We start from the raw sequence: 15,583 nt of genomic DNA, 5'->3' as shown, positions 1-15,583 counted from the left end.
ATGGCTCGAAACTCTCAGCATGAACCTATCATTTTGTGGTCTCAATGTGTCCAAATCCGGAAAAAATGATCAATCTTAAAAAAAATGTGCCAATTGTGCGTTCTGAAGAGCCAATTGCAGTGGTCGGAGGCGGTGAAATTGGTCCTGAAGACCTGAATCTGGCGCTGAATCGCGTCAAAATCGCTGTTGCCGCAGATGGTGGAGCGATTCCCTTGGTGGACTCGGGGCGGATGCCGGATGCCGTTATCGGTGACTTTGATTCGCTGAGCGGCACGTATCTTGATCGCATACCTGCAGACCGGCTATTTCCGATACGTGAACAAGACAGCACGGATTTCGACAAAGCTCTGCGCAGCATCGAAGCGCCGTTGGTGCTGGGTGTCGGGTTTCTCGGCGGGAGATTGGATCACCAGATGGCGGTACTAAACGCTCTGGTACGACTGCAGGACCGGCCTTGCATCTTGTTAGGAGAGCATGAGGTCGTTTTCCATGCGCCGCCGCAGATTGGGCTGCACCTTACACCCGGGGATGTGGTGTCATTGTTTCCGTTTCGGCGCGCTACCGGCCGCAGTAAAGGGCTGGAATGGCCGATCGACGATCTGGTGCTGGAACCGAACGGTCGCGTGGGCACGTCTAACCGGGCGTTGTCTGAAGTCGAGCTGACAGTGGACGGGCCCGGCCTGTTGGCGATGGTGCCGCGTGACGCTTTGGATCACGTCATGCAGGCGTTTCTGTCGGGGCAGACCGGGCGCTGGCCCGTTCGCGAAGAATGACATAGAGACCAGCGGCCACGGTGATCGCGATTCCAAGCGCCGCGATTCCGTTGGGAAGGTCGTGAAAAAAAATCAACCCGAACAGGGTCGCCACAGGTATCTCGAGATACTGCATCGGTGCCAAAGTCGCCGAAGGGGAGTAGCGCAGAGACCAGGTCATGAACAAATGCGCGACGGTGCCCAGAAGGCCGATAGCGATCAGCAGCAAGTGGGTATCCGGATGCGGCGCGATCAGAGAGACCGACCAAACCTCGTTGAACGAGCCGATCAACAGCATTGGCAAAAGCAAGACGCTTGCCATCGCGCCAGACACCGCCTGCAAGGAAATCGGGTCAGTTTCTTTCGCGATTTGGCGCGTCACCAACATGAACAAGGAAAACAACAGTGCGACCAAAAGGGGGAGCAGTGCTGCTGCACCCACCTGAACAAAGCTGGGTTGGATGACCAGTAGTGTGCCTACAAAGCCGACAGCACAGGCGACAAGGCGGCGCAGGCCGACCTCTTCGTTCAATACGTATTTGCCTAACAGCAGCATGATGAAGGGCATCACAAAGGCGATAGCTACGGCGTCTGCCAGGGGTAGAAATCTTAACGCGCTGAACATTGCCGTGATGGCGACGATGTGCAGGACCGTACGTATGAAAGTCAGTCGCAGAATACGGCCGGACATGCGCCAGGGGCGACCGGTAAATGCGACCAGCGGAGCTAAGATCAGAGCCTGAACTGCAAAGCGTACGAAGACAAGCATCCCGATCGGGGTTGTTTCAGCCAATAGCTTCGCCGTCGCGTCGCCCAGCGGGGCGAAAACGCAAAACCCAAGCATCAGGATGATGCCAAAGACCGGACGATCCTGTGTCATGTGCGCGACGCTAAGGGTTTTGTTGCTTGGTTGAAAGCACCTAAGGCAGGGGCTGAACCTTGGTGTAGTCCGGCCCAATGCAGGTGGGCAGGTTGTCGCCCAGTTTCAACCAACGCAGCTTTTCCTCACGTGCCACGTGCAGTGTGGGTTCAAGCTGGTTTGGGTCCTCAAGCGTCGCCACGTACAGGTGCAACACATCCGACATCGATTGTGAGCGGAACGAGATCGGCGTGCCGCAGTTCGGGCAGAAGCTGCGCTCGACCCCGGGCGAGGAGTTGAAGGTCTTCGGCGCGTCTCCGATCCAGCGCCACTGGCCGTCGCGCACGCCGAAATAGGTGGTCATCGGTGCCGCACACTGCCGCCTGCAACTGTCGCAATGGCAGGTGACGCAGGACAGGGCCGGAGGGTCGACCTCGTACCGGATTGTGCCGCACAGACAATGACCCCGCATGGTATCCCCTCCTGTAATGGCGTCAGCAGTTGGGTACGTTTACCGCCAGACCGCCCAAAGACGTTTCCTTGTACTTTTCGTGCATATCATGCCCGGTCTGGCGCATGGTTTCGATTGCCGCGTCCAGCGGAACGAAATGCTGGCCGTCACCGCGCAGCGCCAGCGACGCAGCCGAAACCGCCTTGATCGCTGCCAGCCCGTTGCGTTCGATGCAGGGCACCTGAACCAACCCTTTGACCGGATCGCAGGTCATGCCCAAATGATGCTCCAGCGCGATCTCGGCGGCGTTTTCCACTTGTTCCGGTGTACCGCCCATCACGGCGCATAGACCTGCCGCAGCCATGGCCGAGGCGCTGCCGACTTCGGCCTGACAGCCTGCTTCCGCGCCTGAGATCGAGGCGTTGTATTTAACCAGACCGCCGATGGCGGCAGCGGTCAGCAGGAAATCCTCGACATGGCTTTCCGATGCCCCCGGCACGTGGTCGAGGTAGTACCGCAGCACCGCAGGCAGCGTGCCCGCCGCACCATTGGTCGGCGCAGTGACGACCTGACCACCGGCGGCGTTTTCCTCGTTCACCGCCATGGCATAGACGCTCATCCAGTCATTGATGGTGTGGGGCGCGTTCAGGTTCATGCCCCGTTCGGCCAACAGAGCTTCGTGAATGCCCTTGGCGCGGCGACGCACGTTCAGGCCGCCGGGCAGGATGCCGTCCGTCTTCAGGCCGCGTTCGATGCAATCGTTCATGACCTCCCAAAGGCGCGCGGTGCCTTTGGCGAAACTGACCGGGCAGCCTCGGGCGACTTCGTTTTCGCGCTTCATCTGGGCGATGCTCTTGCCGCTGGCATTCGCCATCTTCAGCATCTCTGCCGCTGAGTGGAACGGGTAGGGTACGGGCGGGCCGTCATTGGTGTCTTTGCCTTCGGCCAACTCCTCTTCGGTCAGGACAAAGCCACCTCCGACCGAGTAATAGACCTGCCGCAGGATCACATCGCCCTGCGCGTCGGTTGCCATCAGGATCATGCCGTTGGCGTGACCGGGCAGGTTGTGATCGTAATCAAAGATCAGATCGGTCTTGGGATCGAAATGCAGCGTCGGCAGACCTTCGGGTGTGACCGTATGGGTCTTGGCAATCTCAGCCAGCGCGACCTCGGCCTTTTCGTTGTCGTAGGTATCCGGCACGAAACCGGCCAGCCCGAGGATGGTGGCACGGTCGGTCGCGTGGCCAACTCCGGTAAATGCCAGTGACCCGTGCAGCGATCCGCGTAGCCCCGCGAATTCGAACGGCGACGCGCGTATCAGGTCCAGAAACCGGGCAGCCGCAACCATCGGCCCCATGGTATGAGACGAAGACGGGCCGATGCCCACTTTGAACATATCGAAGACAGATAGAAACATGTCAGGTAGCTGAACCTTCTTGAGGAGTAGCGTAACTCGGGGAGGTGAATGGTGTAACCCCTAACACTTCGGCCGCGATGGCGGCTTGGGTTGCGGGGCGGGTTTCAAGTTGTGTCAGGATCGCTTGCAGATGAGGTGTGTCCGACAGCTGATACCAACTGCGGTCGGCGTTGGCGGGGTAGAGCGCCATCCAACGCATTTGGCAAGCCAGATAGTAGGTCAACACCGAGGGCTGCTCAGTGTGCAGCCAGTTTGGTGCGCTTTTCGCTTCAGCATCCAGAACCTGCAGATGTCGGCGCAGGCGTGGGCGGATACCTTCACGCAGGGCGTCGGCTTGTGCGGCGTCGATGTACTTCTCGGCGTAGAACAGAATGCGCAGGTCGGCGTGCAGAGTGTTGGATGCAAAGAACAGCCATTTCAGAAATGCTGCCCGCTCCGGTGCTTCGGGGGATGGGGCCAGTTTCTCATGCGTGTCAGCCAGCCACAACAGGATGGCCGCCGTTTCAAAGATCGGTCCCTGAGGAGTCTCTAGCACCGGAATCAGCCCGTTCGGGTTCAAGTGCCTATAGGCCGCACTGTCCTGTGCGTTCCGGCGGCGGTCCACCAGAACGGTCTCATAGGGCAGGCCCATCTCTTCCAGCACCAGTCTGATCACCAGAGAGGCGTTGTCGGGGGCATAGTGCAGGCGATAAGGCGTGGTCATAAAATCTATGTATATCGCCGGGGCCACTACGAAAGCCTCGATTGCGACGTTTCCAATCGGAAACGCGTATTTTCGATAGATGTTTGGGTGGAGGTGGGGCGAATTGGCTCTCGCAGTCGTCGGTTGCATTCCGTATAAACCCTGCAGCAATACAGGGAAACGCTGCCATGACCCCAGATATGTCCCCCATCGACAAGGCTAAGTATGTCGCCGCGCGCCGTGCCGCTGATTTGGTTCAGGATGGAATGCGCGTCGGGTTGGGCACCGGATCGACCGCCGCCTGGATGGTGCGTCGCCTGGGTGAGCGGGTGCAGACCGAAGGGCTGCGGGTGAAGGGGGTGCCGACCTCGATCCGAACAGCACAATTGGCCTGCGAAGTCGGGATCGAGGTGGTCTCACTGGATCAGGCGGGGTGGCTGGATTTGACCATCGACGGCGCGGATGAGTTTGACGGCGAACTGAACTTGATCAAGGGCGGTGGCGGCGCGCATCTGCAGGAAAAGATTGTTGCCACGGCCAGCGATCAGATGGTGGTGATCGCAGATGCCGGTAAAGAAGTCGAAACGCTGGGTGCTTTCCCTCTGCCGGTCGAAGTGATCCCTTTTGGCTGGCAAACCACGCGGACCCTGATCGAAGAGACGCTGGACACGATGGATGTTCTGGGCAACTCGGCAATGCTCAGGATGCATGGTGAGGCGCCTTTTGTGACCGACGAGGGCAACCACATTCTGGACCTGCATCTGCAGCGCATCGGGAATGCACGACAGCTGGCCTTGGTGCTTAATCAGGTGCCGGGTGTGGTCGAAAACGGACTGTTCATCGACATCTGTGACAAAGTTGTGATTGGTCACGGCGATGGCCGGGTTGAACTGCGCGACATCAACGCGGGCACAACCGAACTGGACCAACTGGTTGAGGGTGGAGACAACCTGTTCTCAGACTTGGCGGATTGAGACCGGTGCGAGAGCAGAAGTGGGAAACAGACTTGCAGGCAGTGCTTTAGGTGAAGTTTACACACCGGCAAGGGTTGGCAGCGCGTCTTTAGACCCCAGATAACCATCGAATTTTGGCCTGACGAAGTAAAGGAACTCAGGATGAGCTTTGACTATGATCTGTTCGTCATCGGAGGCGGCTCTGGCGGGGTCCGTGCAGCACGTGTGGCGGCTGGTGAAAACGGCGCCAAAGTGGCGTTGGCCGAAGAGGACCGCTATGGCGGAACCTGTGTTATCCGGGGGTGTGTGCCGAAAAAGCTGATGGTGTTTGCCAGCGAATTCTCGGGCATGGTCGGGGATGCGCAGGCCTATGGATGGGATATCCAGTCCGGTGCGTTGGATTGGAAAACGTTCCACGGCAAGCTGGTAACGGAACTGGACCGGCTGGAAGGCATCTATCGCAACATCCTCAAGAACAACGGTGTCGAGAGTTTTGATCAACGTGCGCAGATTGTAGACGCGCATACCGTCGAACTGGCCGATGGCACCCGCAAGACGGCCAAACATATCTTGATCGCCACAGGTGGCCGTCCGGTTGTGCCCGAATTTCCTGGCTCGGAACTGGCCATCACCTCAAACGAGATTTTCCACCTAGAGAAGCTGCCAGAGAGCATCCTGATCGTGGGCGGGGGTTACATCGCCAGCGAGTTTGCCGGGATCATGAACGGGATGGGCGTGAAAACCACTCAGTTCTATCGCGGCGCGCAAATCCTACGCGGGTTCGACGAAGAAGCGCGCGGGCTGATCAGCGAAGAGATGTGCCAGAACGGCATCGATCTGCACCTTGGCACGAACGTGCTTGAGATGAAAAAGCAAGGCGACAAGATTTGGGTCAAAGCCACCAATGGAACCGAACAGGTTTTTGACGTGGTCATGTACGCCACCGGGCGCACGCCAAACGCCGACAATCTGGGCCTTGAGGCCGTAGGCGTCGAACGCGGTCGCAAGGGTGAGATCATCGTGGACGAATACAGCCAGACCGGCGTGCCCTCGATCTATGCCATCGGGGATGTGACCGACCGAGTGAATCTGACCCCGGTTGCGATCCGCGAAGGTATGGCGTTCGTTGAGACGGTGTTCAAAGGCAATCCTACGCCGGTGGATCACGAACTGATCCCGACCGCGATCTTCACGCAGCCAGAATTCGGCACCGTGGGTCTCAGCGAGGAAGACGCCGCGGCGCAAGAACCGATTGAGGTTTACGCAACTTCGTTCAAGCCGATGCAGAAGGCCTTCGCTGGCGGCACGCAGCGCGTATTGATGAAGCTGATTGTCAGCCAGGCAACCCGAAAGGTGCTGGGCTGTCACATTGTCGCTCCGGGCGCGGGTGAGATGATCCAACTGGCCGGAATTGCGGTCAAGATGGGCGCAACCAAGGAAGATTTCGACCGTACGGTTGCAGTTCACCCGGTCATGGCCGAAGAACTGGTGACAATGCGGCAACCTGTTCGCACTGCTTGATTTGCAACTGCGCGCACACAAGTTACAAGGGAACCCGTGATCACACGGTCCAACACAAGGGAATAGATACATATGGCGGGCAACAGCGGTGGCCCCTGGGGGGGCGGAGGCTCTTCTGGAGGCGGAGGAAATCGGGGTAACAACGGGGACGGGCGCAAGCCCCCCGAAGGCGATGGCCCGCAGATCCCCGAGATCGATGAGCTGATGAAAAAAGGCCAGGAACAGCTGCGCGTTCTGATGGGCGGTCGTGGCGGTTCAGGCCGTGGCGGCGGTCAGGGTGCAGGTGGGGGTGGTCCCATTTTTACCAAAGGAACCATCTTGATCGGTGTCGTTGTTGCGGCTGTGCTTTGGGGCGCGGCCAGCTTCTATACCGTCAAGCCCGAAGAACAGTCGGTTGAGCTGTTTCTGGGTGAGTTCTCGGCCGTCGGCAATCCGGGTCTGAACTTTGCCCCTTGGCCCTTCGTGACCGCTGAGGTCATTCCGGTGACCCGCGAACAAACCGAGGATATGGGCGGCGCACGCGGTAGTGATGATGGCCTGATGCTGACCGGCGACGAAAACGTTGTCGACATCGACTATCAGGTCGTTTGGAACATCAACGATCCGGCTAAGTTCCTGTTCAACCTGCGAGATCCGCGCCAGACGATCCGCGCCGTTTCGGAATCGGCGATGCGTGAGATCATCGCGCAAAGCGAACTGGCCCCGATCCTGAACCGGGATCGTGGGATCATTGCTGAGCGTCTGCAAGAGCTGATCCAGTCGACAATGGACAGCTACGACTCGGGCATCAATATCGTCCGCGTTAACTTCGATAAGGCGGACCCGCCGCAGGACGTGATCGCCGCATTCCGCGACGTTCAGGCCGCTGCGCAGGAACGGGATCGTCTGCAAAACGTGGCCGACGCCTATGCCAACCGCGTGCTTGCGGAAGCGCGTGGTGAAGCTGCACAGGTTCTGGAAGAGGCCGAAGCCTACCGCGCCCAGCAGATCAACAGCGCTCAGGGTGAAGCCAGCCGCTTTAGCGCGGTTCTTGAAGAATACTCCAAAGCGCCAGATGTGACCCGTAAACGCCTCTATCTGGAACGGATGGAGCAGGTTCTGGGTGACGTGGATAAGATTATTCTGGACGAAAACTCGACCGGTCAGGGGCAGGGTGTTGTGCCTTATCTGCCGCTGAACGAGCTGCGTCGCAATCAGGCCGAGGGGAACAACTGATGCGTAAATCACCCATTCTTCTCATTGTCGTTGTAATCCTTGGCGTTGTCGGCCTGTCTTCGATCTTTATTGTGGACGAGCGTGAGCGAGCGTTGGTTCTGCAATTTGGCCGCGTGGTTGCCGTGAAAGAAGATCCCGGTCTGGCGTTCAAGATCCCGTTAATTCAGGAAGTTGTTCGCTATGATGACCGCATCCTGTCGATCGACGTTCAACCGCTGGAGGTGACGCCTTTGGATGACCGTCGTCTGGTGGTCGACGCCTTCGCGCGCTATCGGATTTCGGATCTGAACCGGTTCCGTCAGGCGGTTGGCGTCGGTGGCATTCCGGTGGCCGAAGATCGTTTGGACCGTATCCTACGCGCCGAAACGCGTGAGGTGCTGGGTTCGGTGTCGTCTCGTGATATCCTCAGCTCGGACCGTGCCGCACTGATGCTGCGCATCCGAAACAGCGCAATTGCCGAAGCGCAGGCGCTGGGCGTCAACGTGATCGACGTGCGTTTGAAAGCCACCGATCTGCCGCAGGCCAACCTTGAGGCGACCTTCGACCGGATGAAGGCGGAACGGGAACGTGAGGCGACCGACGAACGCGCCCGTGGTAACGAGGCCGCGCAGCGTGTTCGCGCGCAAGCCGACCGGACCGTGGTTGAACTGGTCTCGGATGCGAACCGTGAGGCCGAGATCATTCGCGGTGAGGCGGACGCCGAACGCAACGCAATCTTCGCCGAAGCCTATGGCGCAGACCCGGAGTTCTTTGAATTTTATCGCTCGCTCAGCGCGTATGAAAACGCGTTGCAGGGCGGAAACAGCTCAATGGTGCTGAGCCCGGATTCCGAGTTCTTCAATTACCTGAAGTCACCCACCGGACAGGCGGGGCGGTAATGGGCTTGATCCTTCTGGCCTTTGGGCTGGTACTGATTGTCGAGGGGCTGGCGTACGCGCTGGCCCCTTCGCTTATTGAACGTATGCTCGAGGCGCTGCGGTCGCTGCCGGAACAGGCCCGGCGATTGGCAGGTCTGCTTTGCGTCGTCAGCGGTCTGGTGCTGCTGTGGGGCGCTTATCAGGTCGGATTTTAATACAGTGATCTCACTTGCCGGTGATTTCCCCGCGATCCCGAGTTGCGGGCTTGGACAAACTGACTACATTGGTTGCTAAGAAAGGTTGCCGAGGGGCGGCCACAGAAGAATTGTCGACAAGGAGTTTCCAAGTGCAGGCACAAGCACGAAGTATTTCCGTCCAGCGGGACGATAGTGTTGGTTTCATGCGGCTGATGTGGCTGGCTTTTGCGGGGATGTTGCTTGTTCTGGCCCAGACCGTCGCCGCGCAGGCGCGGGGCGAAAGCCTGGCACCGTTGGCCGAAAAGATCAGCCCGGCGGTGGTCAACATCACCACCACAACCCTGATCGAGGGGCAGACCGGTCCGCAGGGGATCGTGCCCGAGGGCTCACCGTTCGAGGATTTCTTCCGTGAGTTTCAGGATCGCAACGGTGATGACGGGAACCGCCCGCGCCGCAGCAATGCTCTGGGATCGGGGTTCGTGATTTCCGAGGACGGTTATATCGTCACCAACAATCACGTCATTGCCGAAGCGGATGAAATTCTCGTGGAATTCTTCCCCGGCGACGGGCAGCCCAAGAAGGAGCTGCCTGCCAAGGTGATTGGCACGGATGAGAAAACCGATATCGCGCTTCTCAAGGTCGAGGCGACGGGTCCGTTGAAATATGTGCAGTTCGGCGACAGCGATATTGCACGTGTCGGCGATTGGGTAATCGCAATGGGCAACCCGCTGGGGCAGGGTTTCTCGGTTTCGGCTGGTATCGTTTCAGCCCGAAACAGGGCGCTGAGTGGCTCTTATGACGACTACATTCAAACCGATGCTGCGATTAACCGAGGCAACTCGGGTGGTCCTTTGTTCAACATGAATGGCGAAGTAATCGGTGTAAACACCGCAATCCTGTCACCCAATGGCGGCTCGATCGGGATTGGTTTCTCGATGGCTTCCAATGTAGTGGTCAAAGTCGTCGATCAATTGCGCGAATTTGGTGAAACCCGTCGCGGTTGGCTGGGTGTACGCATTCAGGACGTAACCGAGGACATGGCTGAGGCGATGGGGCTGGACAAGCCCGGCGGCGCGCTGATCAGTGATGTGCCGGAAGGCCCAGCCAAAGAGGCGGGGCTATTGGCCGGTGACGTGATCCTCAGCTTTGACGGAGTCGAAGTAGCAGATACCCGCGGTCTGGTGCGTCAGGTTGGCGAAACCACCGTTGGCAAATCGGTTCGCGTGGTTGTCCATCGCGACGGCGGCACACAGACCGTTCTGGTGACACTTGGCCGCCGCGAGGACGCTGAGCGCGCCGAGGACGGCGAAGAGGAAACGTCGGACGCTCCTGCCGAGGAAAACGCAGATATTCTGGGCCTAACCATTTCACCGCTGACCGACAAGTTGCGTGAGGATATGGGGCTGGATGCGGATGCGGAAGGTCTGGTCGTGACCGAAGTGGACGAGGCGTCCGAGGCCTTTTCGAAGGGCTTGCGCGCCGGTGACCTGATCACTGAGGCCGGGCAGCAGAAGGTCAGTTCGATCGAAGACCTCGAGTCGCGCATGGATGAAGCGCGCGAGGCAGGGCGCAAGTCGCTGCTGCTGCTGGTGCGTCGTGGCGGCGAACCCCGCTTTGTGGCGTTGAGCCTGGGAGAATAACCCATAGCCTGAAACAACCCAAAAGGCCGGAGCAGATGCTCCGGCCTTTTTTGTGCTGGGAGGTAGTGAGCCACGTACCGGGGAGGTACGTGGCTCTTGTACAGGGAGAGGTCAGTGGACAGATATCGGGGATGATTCTCTGACCTCCTACGGTAACACTTACGACGATAGGCTTAACTCCGCCCAAGGTCTGTGAAGCAGGTCACAGGGGTCAGATCAGGTCGGAATCGGCCAATTCCCGCAGAGCTTCGAAGTCCTGAATCATGAGCCCGCCGCGCGACGCCTCAACCACGTTATCGCGTTTCCAGGTGGAAATGGTCTTGGATACCGCTTCCCGCGTGGCGCCAACGAATTCGGCCAGTTCGCTTTGTGACAGCGTAATCTTTGTCGATGGGTCGTCCTGCATCTCTGAAAGATGTAGCAGTTTACGAGCCAGACGAATTGGCATCGGCAGAAAAACCTGTTCATTCAGTTGCGATCCCATCCAGCGCATACGCAGGCCAGCCAGGCGGATCAGGTCTACTGCCAGATCAGGATGCTGGCGGATCTGAGCCATCACGTCGCCTTGCCTGACACGCAAAACGCGGGATGGTTCGGCCGCTGCAATCGTCGCGGTACGGGGGCCACTGTCGAACAGGGCAATCTCGCCAAAAATTTCTCCGGGTCTCATCAGGGTCAGAGACAACTTACGACCGCTCATGGCCAGAAAAGACACCTCAAGCGTGCCTTCAAGGAGGGCAAAGAGGGCGTCGCCTTCGTCGCCCTGCTCGAACAGAACGTCCCCGCGATCCAGTGAAATCTCGGTTGCCTGTGCAGAAAGCATGGCTTTCAGTCTGTCTGATGCATCGGACAGAAAGCCGCTGTCAGGGAAAGCCGTCATGAGTTTCGGGTGCTCCGGCTGTGAGTGGTGACACAACTTTCCATAGCTTTGGCGTTTAGCCAAGGATTTTGTCTGCATTTCCCGGTAATTCGGTCGCAGAAATGTACCGAGCATCACAATCGCTTGAGGCGAGTGGGTTTGTTTCCGGTTCGGCTATTGGTGGTCAGGGTCATCCATGTAGCTTTGCAACAGATTGAACTGCAGCATTAGAAACACCATCAGTGCAATGGGGAAGCCAAAGGTTTCGATCTTGACCCAGAGGTCGGTCGACATCGTGCGCCAGACGAATTCGTTGGCCATAGCCAGAACTGCAAAACAACCGCAAAGGCGCCGGGTCAGGATCATCCACCCCTCGTGGCGCATCGGCAGCATCTCGTCCAGAACATAGGCAAGGTAGGACTTGCCCTGCAAAAGGCCGATGCCCAGCATGATCGAAAAGAAGCCGTAAACCAGCGTGGTCTTCATCTTGAAGAACCGCTCGTCATTAAACCAAGCAGTCAGGCCACCAAAGAAAATGACCATGAAGGCAGTGAAAATCTGTATCCGGCTGAGCTTGCCGGTCAGATACCAGAGGACGCCCATTGCGCCCAGCATCAGCGGCACAAAGAGGATGGTGGCGACGATGAAGCCGGAATATTCGATGCCGCCAATCAGAAAGCTGTCGTCACGCAGGCGCAGGTAGATGAAGAAGAAGGCCAGCGGAGGGCCAAGTTCCAGCACCTGTTTCAGAAACGGGTTGATCTCTTTTTTGCCTGTCATAACGATTTCCTGCTGCTTACCCGCCCATTTCAACTATTACGGCGCCGAGTGCAATCAATGCCATCAGCCCGATCCGCCTTGGCCCCACGGTTTCTTTCAGAACGAGCCAGCCGATGAGGGCTGCAAATACGGTGGAGGTTTCCCGAAGGACGGCGGCTTCGCCAACCTTGTCGAGCCTTGTGGCCAGCATGATGGCTCCGAACGACAAGGGGGCGATGATACCGCCTGCCAGCCCGCGTAACATCAGCGGGCCGATGGTCGGTCGGTTGATCATGGCGCGCCAACGGAGGAAGGCGTAGATCGGCATTGCCGCGCCGTCGATCATGAAGAACCAAGCCAGAAAGGTGAACGGGTCGGCTGTGGCGCGGATGCCATAAGCATCGTAGGTGGTGTAAAGCGCCACGAACAGGCCGGTGGCCACTGCGAGAACCAGAGCAATGCCCAGCGTTTCGCGGTTGGTTTCGAGAAAGCGGAGGTTGTAGAGCGCCAGTCCGAAAATGCCGGCCAGCAAGACCGCCACGCCAAACCATTGGGTGCCAGTAAAGGTTTCTCCGAACAGCAGATAGGCACCGATGACGGTGAAAAGCGGGCCGGTGCCTCGGACCACCGGGTAGACGACCGTATAAGAGCCCTTGGTATAAGCCATCGCCTGCAGGGTTTTATAGGCAATGTGGATTACCCATACGGTCGCAAAAATCGGCCACATGTAGGGTTCGGGCCAGGGGACGACGAAAAACGCGAAGGGTGCGGCCAGCAGGCAATAGCTGGCGTCGATGGCGCCGCGCGACATCCACGGATCGTGGCAGCCCTTTTGCAGGGCACCGAAGACTGCGTGCAGGAAGGCGGCCATCAGGGCCAGTCCCAGCGCGAGTTGGTGGCCTGCTTCGGTGCCTTCGAGGGAGATCAGCCAGTCGCTCAAGTGTCAGATCTTTGTTCTGGTTGGAGAGGGTGGGGGGCTGTCTGCCCCCCACACCCCCCGAGGATATTTCTAGCCAGATGAAGGCTCGGATCAGTTTTGGTCCAGACCAGTCAGCGCGGCGGCAAACTCTTCGGGGTCGAAGGGGGCGAGATCGTCGATTTGTTCGCCGACACCGATGGCGTGGATGGGGAGGCCGAACTTGTCTGCCAGCGCCACCAGCACGCCGCCCTTGGCGGTGCCATCGAGTTTGGTCATCACGAGGCCCGAGACATCGGCCAGTTTGCGGAAGGTTTCCACCTGGCTCAACGCGTTCTGACCGGTCGTCGCATCCAGCACCAAAAGAGTGTTGTGCGGAGCCGTTTCGTCCACCTTGCGGATGACGCGGACGATCTTGGCCAGTTCCTCCATCAGGTCGGCGCGGTTTTGCAGGCGGCCAGCGGTGTCGATCATCAGAAGGTCGGCACCGTCCTCTTGCGCCTTGGTCAAGGCATCGAAGGCGAGGCTGGCGGGGTCCGAGCCCTCAGGCGCGGTTAGGACGGGTACACCAGCGCGTTCGCCCCAAACCTGCAGTTGTTCAACTGCGGCGGCGCGGAATGTGTCTCCAGCGGCGATCACGACCTTTTTGCCCGCCGATTTGAACTGGCTAGCCAGCTTGCCGATTGTGGTGGTCTTACCCGAGCCATTCACGCCGACAACCAGCACCACCTGCGGGCGTTTGGGGTAGATGGGCAGGGGTTTGGCGACCGGCTCCATCACGCGGGCGACTTCCTGTGCAAGAAGCTGTTTGATTTCCTGGGTCGAGAGTTTGCGGCCATAGCGCCCCTCAGCCATGTTGGCAGTGACGCGCAGGGCGGTATCGACGCCCATGTCCGAGGCGATCAGCAACTCTTCGAGTTGCTCCAGCATGTCGTCGTCCAAGGTACGGCGTACAGCGGTTTTGGCTTCGCTGCGGCCGAATAGACGACCCAGCACGCCCTTGGAAGGTGCGGTCTCGGGCGGGGGCGGCGCAGGGGTTGGATCAACGGGTGCAGGCTCAGGCACCTCGACCGGCTGCGGTGCAGGCGCGGGTTCCGGTGCCTCAGGGGCTGGCTCGGGAACTTCCGGCACGGGCTCGGGCTGCGGTTCGGGTTCGGGGATGATCGGATCCGGCGCGGTGGTTTCCTCTCCGCCATCCTCAACAATAGCCTCAAGCCCCTGTTCGAGGCGGGACGAGGATTTGAACAACTTGTCCTTGAGCTTTGAGAAAAACGCCATTTTTAGTCTCCGCAGGTGTTCCCCTCACCTAATGCGGATTTGCGGCAGTTGCAAAGGGTCAGAGAAACGCGGCCAGCAAACCGGCCTGCGCCCCCCAATAGAGCGGCCAGATCAGATACGGCGTAATCTTCAGGGCCGGGTGGTCTGCTGGCAGCAGAAACTTCTCGGTCGCCAGTATCAGGTCAGACGCGATGAAGGCGAGGGCAGCGGGCAGCGCCCACCGTAGGGCACCTGTTTCGGGCAGTGAGAGAACGGCTATGCCCATCCCCAGAATGATCGGGATGTAGCCCAAAACCGGGCCCTTGAGGTATCCGGCGCGCGGGGCGAGCAGGGTGGCTGCTACGATCCCAAGGATAATGAGTGACCAGAAATAGCCAGGCCTGTCTAAGATCAACGCCGGATCGCTGGTGGCGTGGGTTAGGAATAAGGCGATATACCCGAGATGCCCGGCAGCAAAGGCTGCGATTCCAGCCATGAACGTGCTGTCCGTTTCACGCGACAACAACGCGTCGCCAAGGGCACACAAGGCCAGAGCAAGAACCAGTAGATGCGGTGCGGCCTGCAATAATGCGATTACGGCCAGCAGAGCGACGGACGCGGTTTTCAGCAGCGACCGCAAGGCGCTGGCAGGGCGTGGCGACAAGGGCAGATAGGCCAGAGCACAGAATCCTGCAAGCCAGAACAAAGCGGTTGTCATGATCGCCTCCCCGTTTTTTAACAACATGTTACGGGTTGTCTCTTCATCTCAACAGGTAACGTTGAGGCAGGCGCGGCAGAGAAAATGGTGATTGGCGCCAAACAATGGCATCTGCCAGAATGTAGTTATGATCAGATGCTTTGCGATTCTTCTTTTGTTACCCGGATTTTCTGCGTCGGCCCAGTCAGCGTTGTCGGGGGCAGACTTCGATGACTACACGCGCGGAAAAACTCTGTTCTATGGGTTTCAGGGTCAGGTTTACGGGGTTGAGCGATACCTGCCCAATCGCCGCGTAATCTGGTCGTTTCTGGATGGCGATTGCAAAGAGGGCGTCTGGTACGAACAGGACGAACAGATCTGTTTTATCTACGAAGACCGTCTGGACCCGCAATGTTGGGTGTTCACTCGCTCAGGGTCTGGCCTGATCGCGCAGTTCGAAGGCGATCCGGAGCAGACAGAACTCTATGAGGCTGATGATATCGACGAAGAGATGATCTGCTATGGGCCTGACGTCGGGGTGTAGGGCGCAC

At 58.8% G+C, this 15,583-nt stretch carries 17 protein-coding genes; 8 read left to right on the top strand and 9 right to left on the bottom strand.

The features are described from left to right. Positions 1 to 95 precede the first annotated feature (95 nt). Positions 96 to 773 (top strand): thiamine diphosphokinase, encoded by a 678-nt coding sequence (locus ACR0ER_RS15495; RefSeq protein ID WP_480769714.1) that lies wholly within the window; start codon positions 96 to 98, stop codon positions 771 to 773. Here the strand turns inward: ACR0ER_RS15495 and ACR0ER_RS15490 are convergent. Genes ACR0ER_RS15490 through ACR0ER_RS15475 form a run of 4 tightly spaced genes read right to left on the bottom strand, consistent with a single transcriptional unit; the run spans position 718 to position 4,182 of the window. Beyond that, positions 718 to 1,632 (bottom strand): DMT family transporter, encoded by a 915-nt coding sequence (locus ACR0ER_RS15490; protein ID WP_480769713.1) that lies wholly within the window; start codon positions 1,630 to 1,632, stop codon positions 718 to 720. The two genes, ACR0ER_RS15495 and ACR0ER_RS15490, sit on opposite strands and share 56 nt — an antisense overlap. Positions 1,633 to 1,672: 40 nt before the next feature. Further along, positions 1,673 to 2,083, bottom strand: a complete 411-nt coding sequence (locus ACR0ER_RS15485) for a GFA family protein (protein ID WP_480769712.1) — start codon at positions 2,081 to 2,083, stop codon at positions 1,673 to 1,675. A 22-nt stretch (positions 2,084 to 2,105) separates the two neighbouring features. Continuing rightward, complete coding sequence (locus ACR0ER_RS15480) at positions 2,106 to 3,479, bottom strand: L-serine ammonia-lyase (RefSeq protein WP_480769711.1); 1,374 nt, start codon at positions 3,477 to 3,479, stop codon at positions 2,106 to 2,108. A gap of 1 nt (position 3,480) precedes the next feature. Next, positions 3,481 to 4,182, bottom strand: a complete 702-nt coding sequence (locus tag ACR0ER_RS15475) for a glutathione S-transferase family protein (protein WP_480769710.1) — start codon at positions 4,180 to 4,182, stop codon at positions 3,481 to 3,483. A 167-nt stretch (positions 4,183 to 4,349) separates the two neighbouring features. Here ACR0ER_RS15475 and rpiA point away from each other — a divergent pair, with 167 nt between their 5' ends. From rpiA to ACR0ER_RS15445, 6 genes are all read left to right on the top strand, one after another. Beyond that, entirely contained in the window at positions 4,350 to 5,135 is a 786-nt protein-coding gene (rpiA, locus tag ACR0ER_RS15470; RefSeq protein ID WP_480769709.1) for a ribose-5-phosphate isomerase RpiA, read from the top strand. A gap of 141 nt (positions 5,136 to 5,276) precedes the next feature. Then, positions 5,277 to 6,635, top strand: coding sequence for a glutathione-disulfide reductase (gene gor, locus ACR0ER_RS15465; protein ID WP_480769708.1), 1,359 nt, complete (start codon positions 5,277 to 5,279; stop codon positions 6,633 to 6,635). 72 nt (positions 6,636 to 6,707) lie between these two features. Further along, positions 6,708 to 7,850 (top strand): FtsH protease activity modulator HflK, encoded by a 1,143-nt coding sequence (gene hflK / locus ACR0ER_RS15460; RefSeq protein WP_170330948.1) that lies wholly within the window; start codon positions 6,708 to 6,710, stop codon positions 7,848 to 7,850. Further along, on the top strand, positions 7,850 to 8,728 hold the full coding sequence (hflC, locus tag ACR0ER_RS15455) for a protease modulator HflC (RefSeq protein WP_170330950.1): 879 nt from the start codon (positions 7,850 to 7,852) through the stop codon (positions 8,726 to 8,728). Before hflK ends, hflC begins: the two co-directional genes overlap by 1 nt. Then, entirely contained in the window at positions 8,728 to 8,922 is a 195-nt protein-coding gene (locus tag ACR0ER_RS15450) for a DUF2065 domain-containing protein (protein WP_170324515.1), read from the top strand. The genes hflC and ACR0ER_RS15450 overlap by 1 nt, the downstream gene beginning before the upstream one ends. A gap of 185 nt (positions 8,923 to 9,107) precedes the next feature. Further along, entirely contained in the window at positions 9,108 to 10,544 is a 1,437-nt protein-coding gene (locus ACR0ER_RS15445) for a DegQ family serine endoprotease (RefSeq protein ID WP_480769790.1), read from the top strand. 211 nt (positions 10,545 to 10,755) lie between these two features. On the opposite strand, the gene ACR0ER_RS15440 is transcribed toward ACR0ER_RS15445, so the two are convergent. The 5 genes from ACR0ER_RS15440 to ACR0ER_RS15420 all read right to left on the bottom strand — a co-directional run bounded on the left by ACR0ER_RS15440 (position 10,756) and on the right by ACR0ER_RS15420 (position 15,053). Then, the gene (locus ACR0ER_RS15440) at positions 10,756 to 11,424 is read right to left on the bottom strand and encodes a Crp/Fnr family transcriptional regulator (protein WP_170330956.1); all 669 of its coding nucleotides are present in this window, start codon (positions 11,422 to 11,424) and stop codon (positions 10,756 to 10,758) included. 153 nt (positions 11,425 to 11,577) lie between these two features. Then, positions 11,578 to 12,183 carry an inner membrane-spanning protein YciB gene (locus tag ACR0ER_RS15435; RefSeq protein ID WP_480769707.1) on the bottom strand — a complete coding sequence of 202 codons (606 nt, stop codon included), beginning with the start codon at positions 12,181 to 12,183 and terminating at the stop codon, positions 11,578 to 11,580. 16 nt (positions 12,184 to 12,199) lie between these two features. Beyond that, complete coding sequence (locus ACR0ER_RS15430; RefSeq protein WP_480769706.1) at positions 12,200 to 13,102, bottom strand: EamA family transporter; 903 nt, start codon at positions 13,100 to 13,102, stop codon at positions 12,200 to 12,202. A 90-nt stretch (positions 13,103 to 13,192) separates the two neighbouring features. Continuing rightward, a complete protein-coding gene (ftsY, locus tag ACR0ER_RS15425; RefSeq protein ID WP_480769705.1) occupies positions 13,193 to 14,356 on the bottom strand; it encodes a signal recognition particle-docking protein FtsY in 1,164 nt (387 codons plus the stop codon). Positions 14,357 to 14,414: 58 nt separating this feature from the next. Further along, entirely contained in the window at positions 14,415 to 15,053 is a 639-nt protein-coding gene (locus ACR0ER_RS15420; protein ID WP_480769704.1) for a lysoplasmalogenase family protein, read from the bottom strand. A gap of 127 nt (positions 15,054 to 15,180) precedes the next feature. Between ACR0ER_RS15420 and ACR0ER_RS15415 the strand changes: the two genes are divergently transcribed. Further along, positions 15,181 to 15,576, top strand: coding sequence for a hypothetical protein (locus ACR0ER_RS15415; RefSeq protein WP_480769703.1), 396 nt, complete (start codon positions 15,181 to 15,183; stop codon positions 15,574 to 15,576). Positions 15,577 to 15,583 lie beyond the last annotated feature (7 nt).

The sequence above is a fragment of the Ruegeria sp. CH8 genome (assembly GCF_056536985.1).
This window is presented reverse-complemented; position numbering and strand designations above follow the sequence as displayed.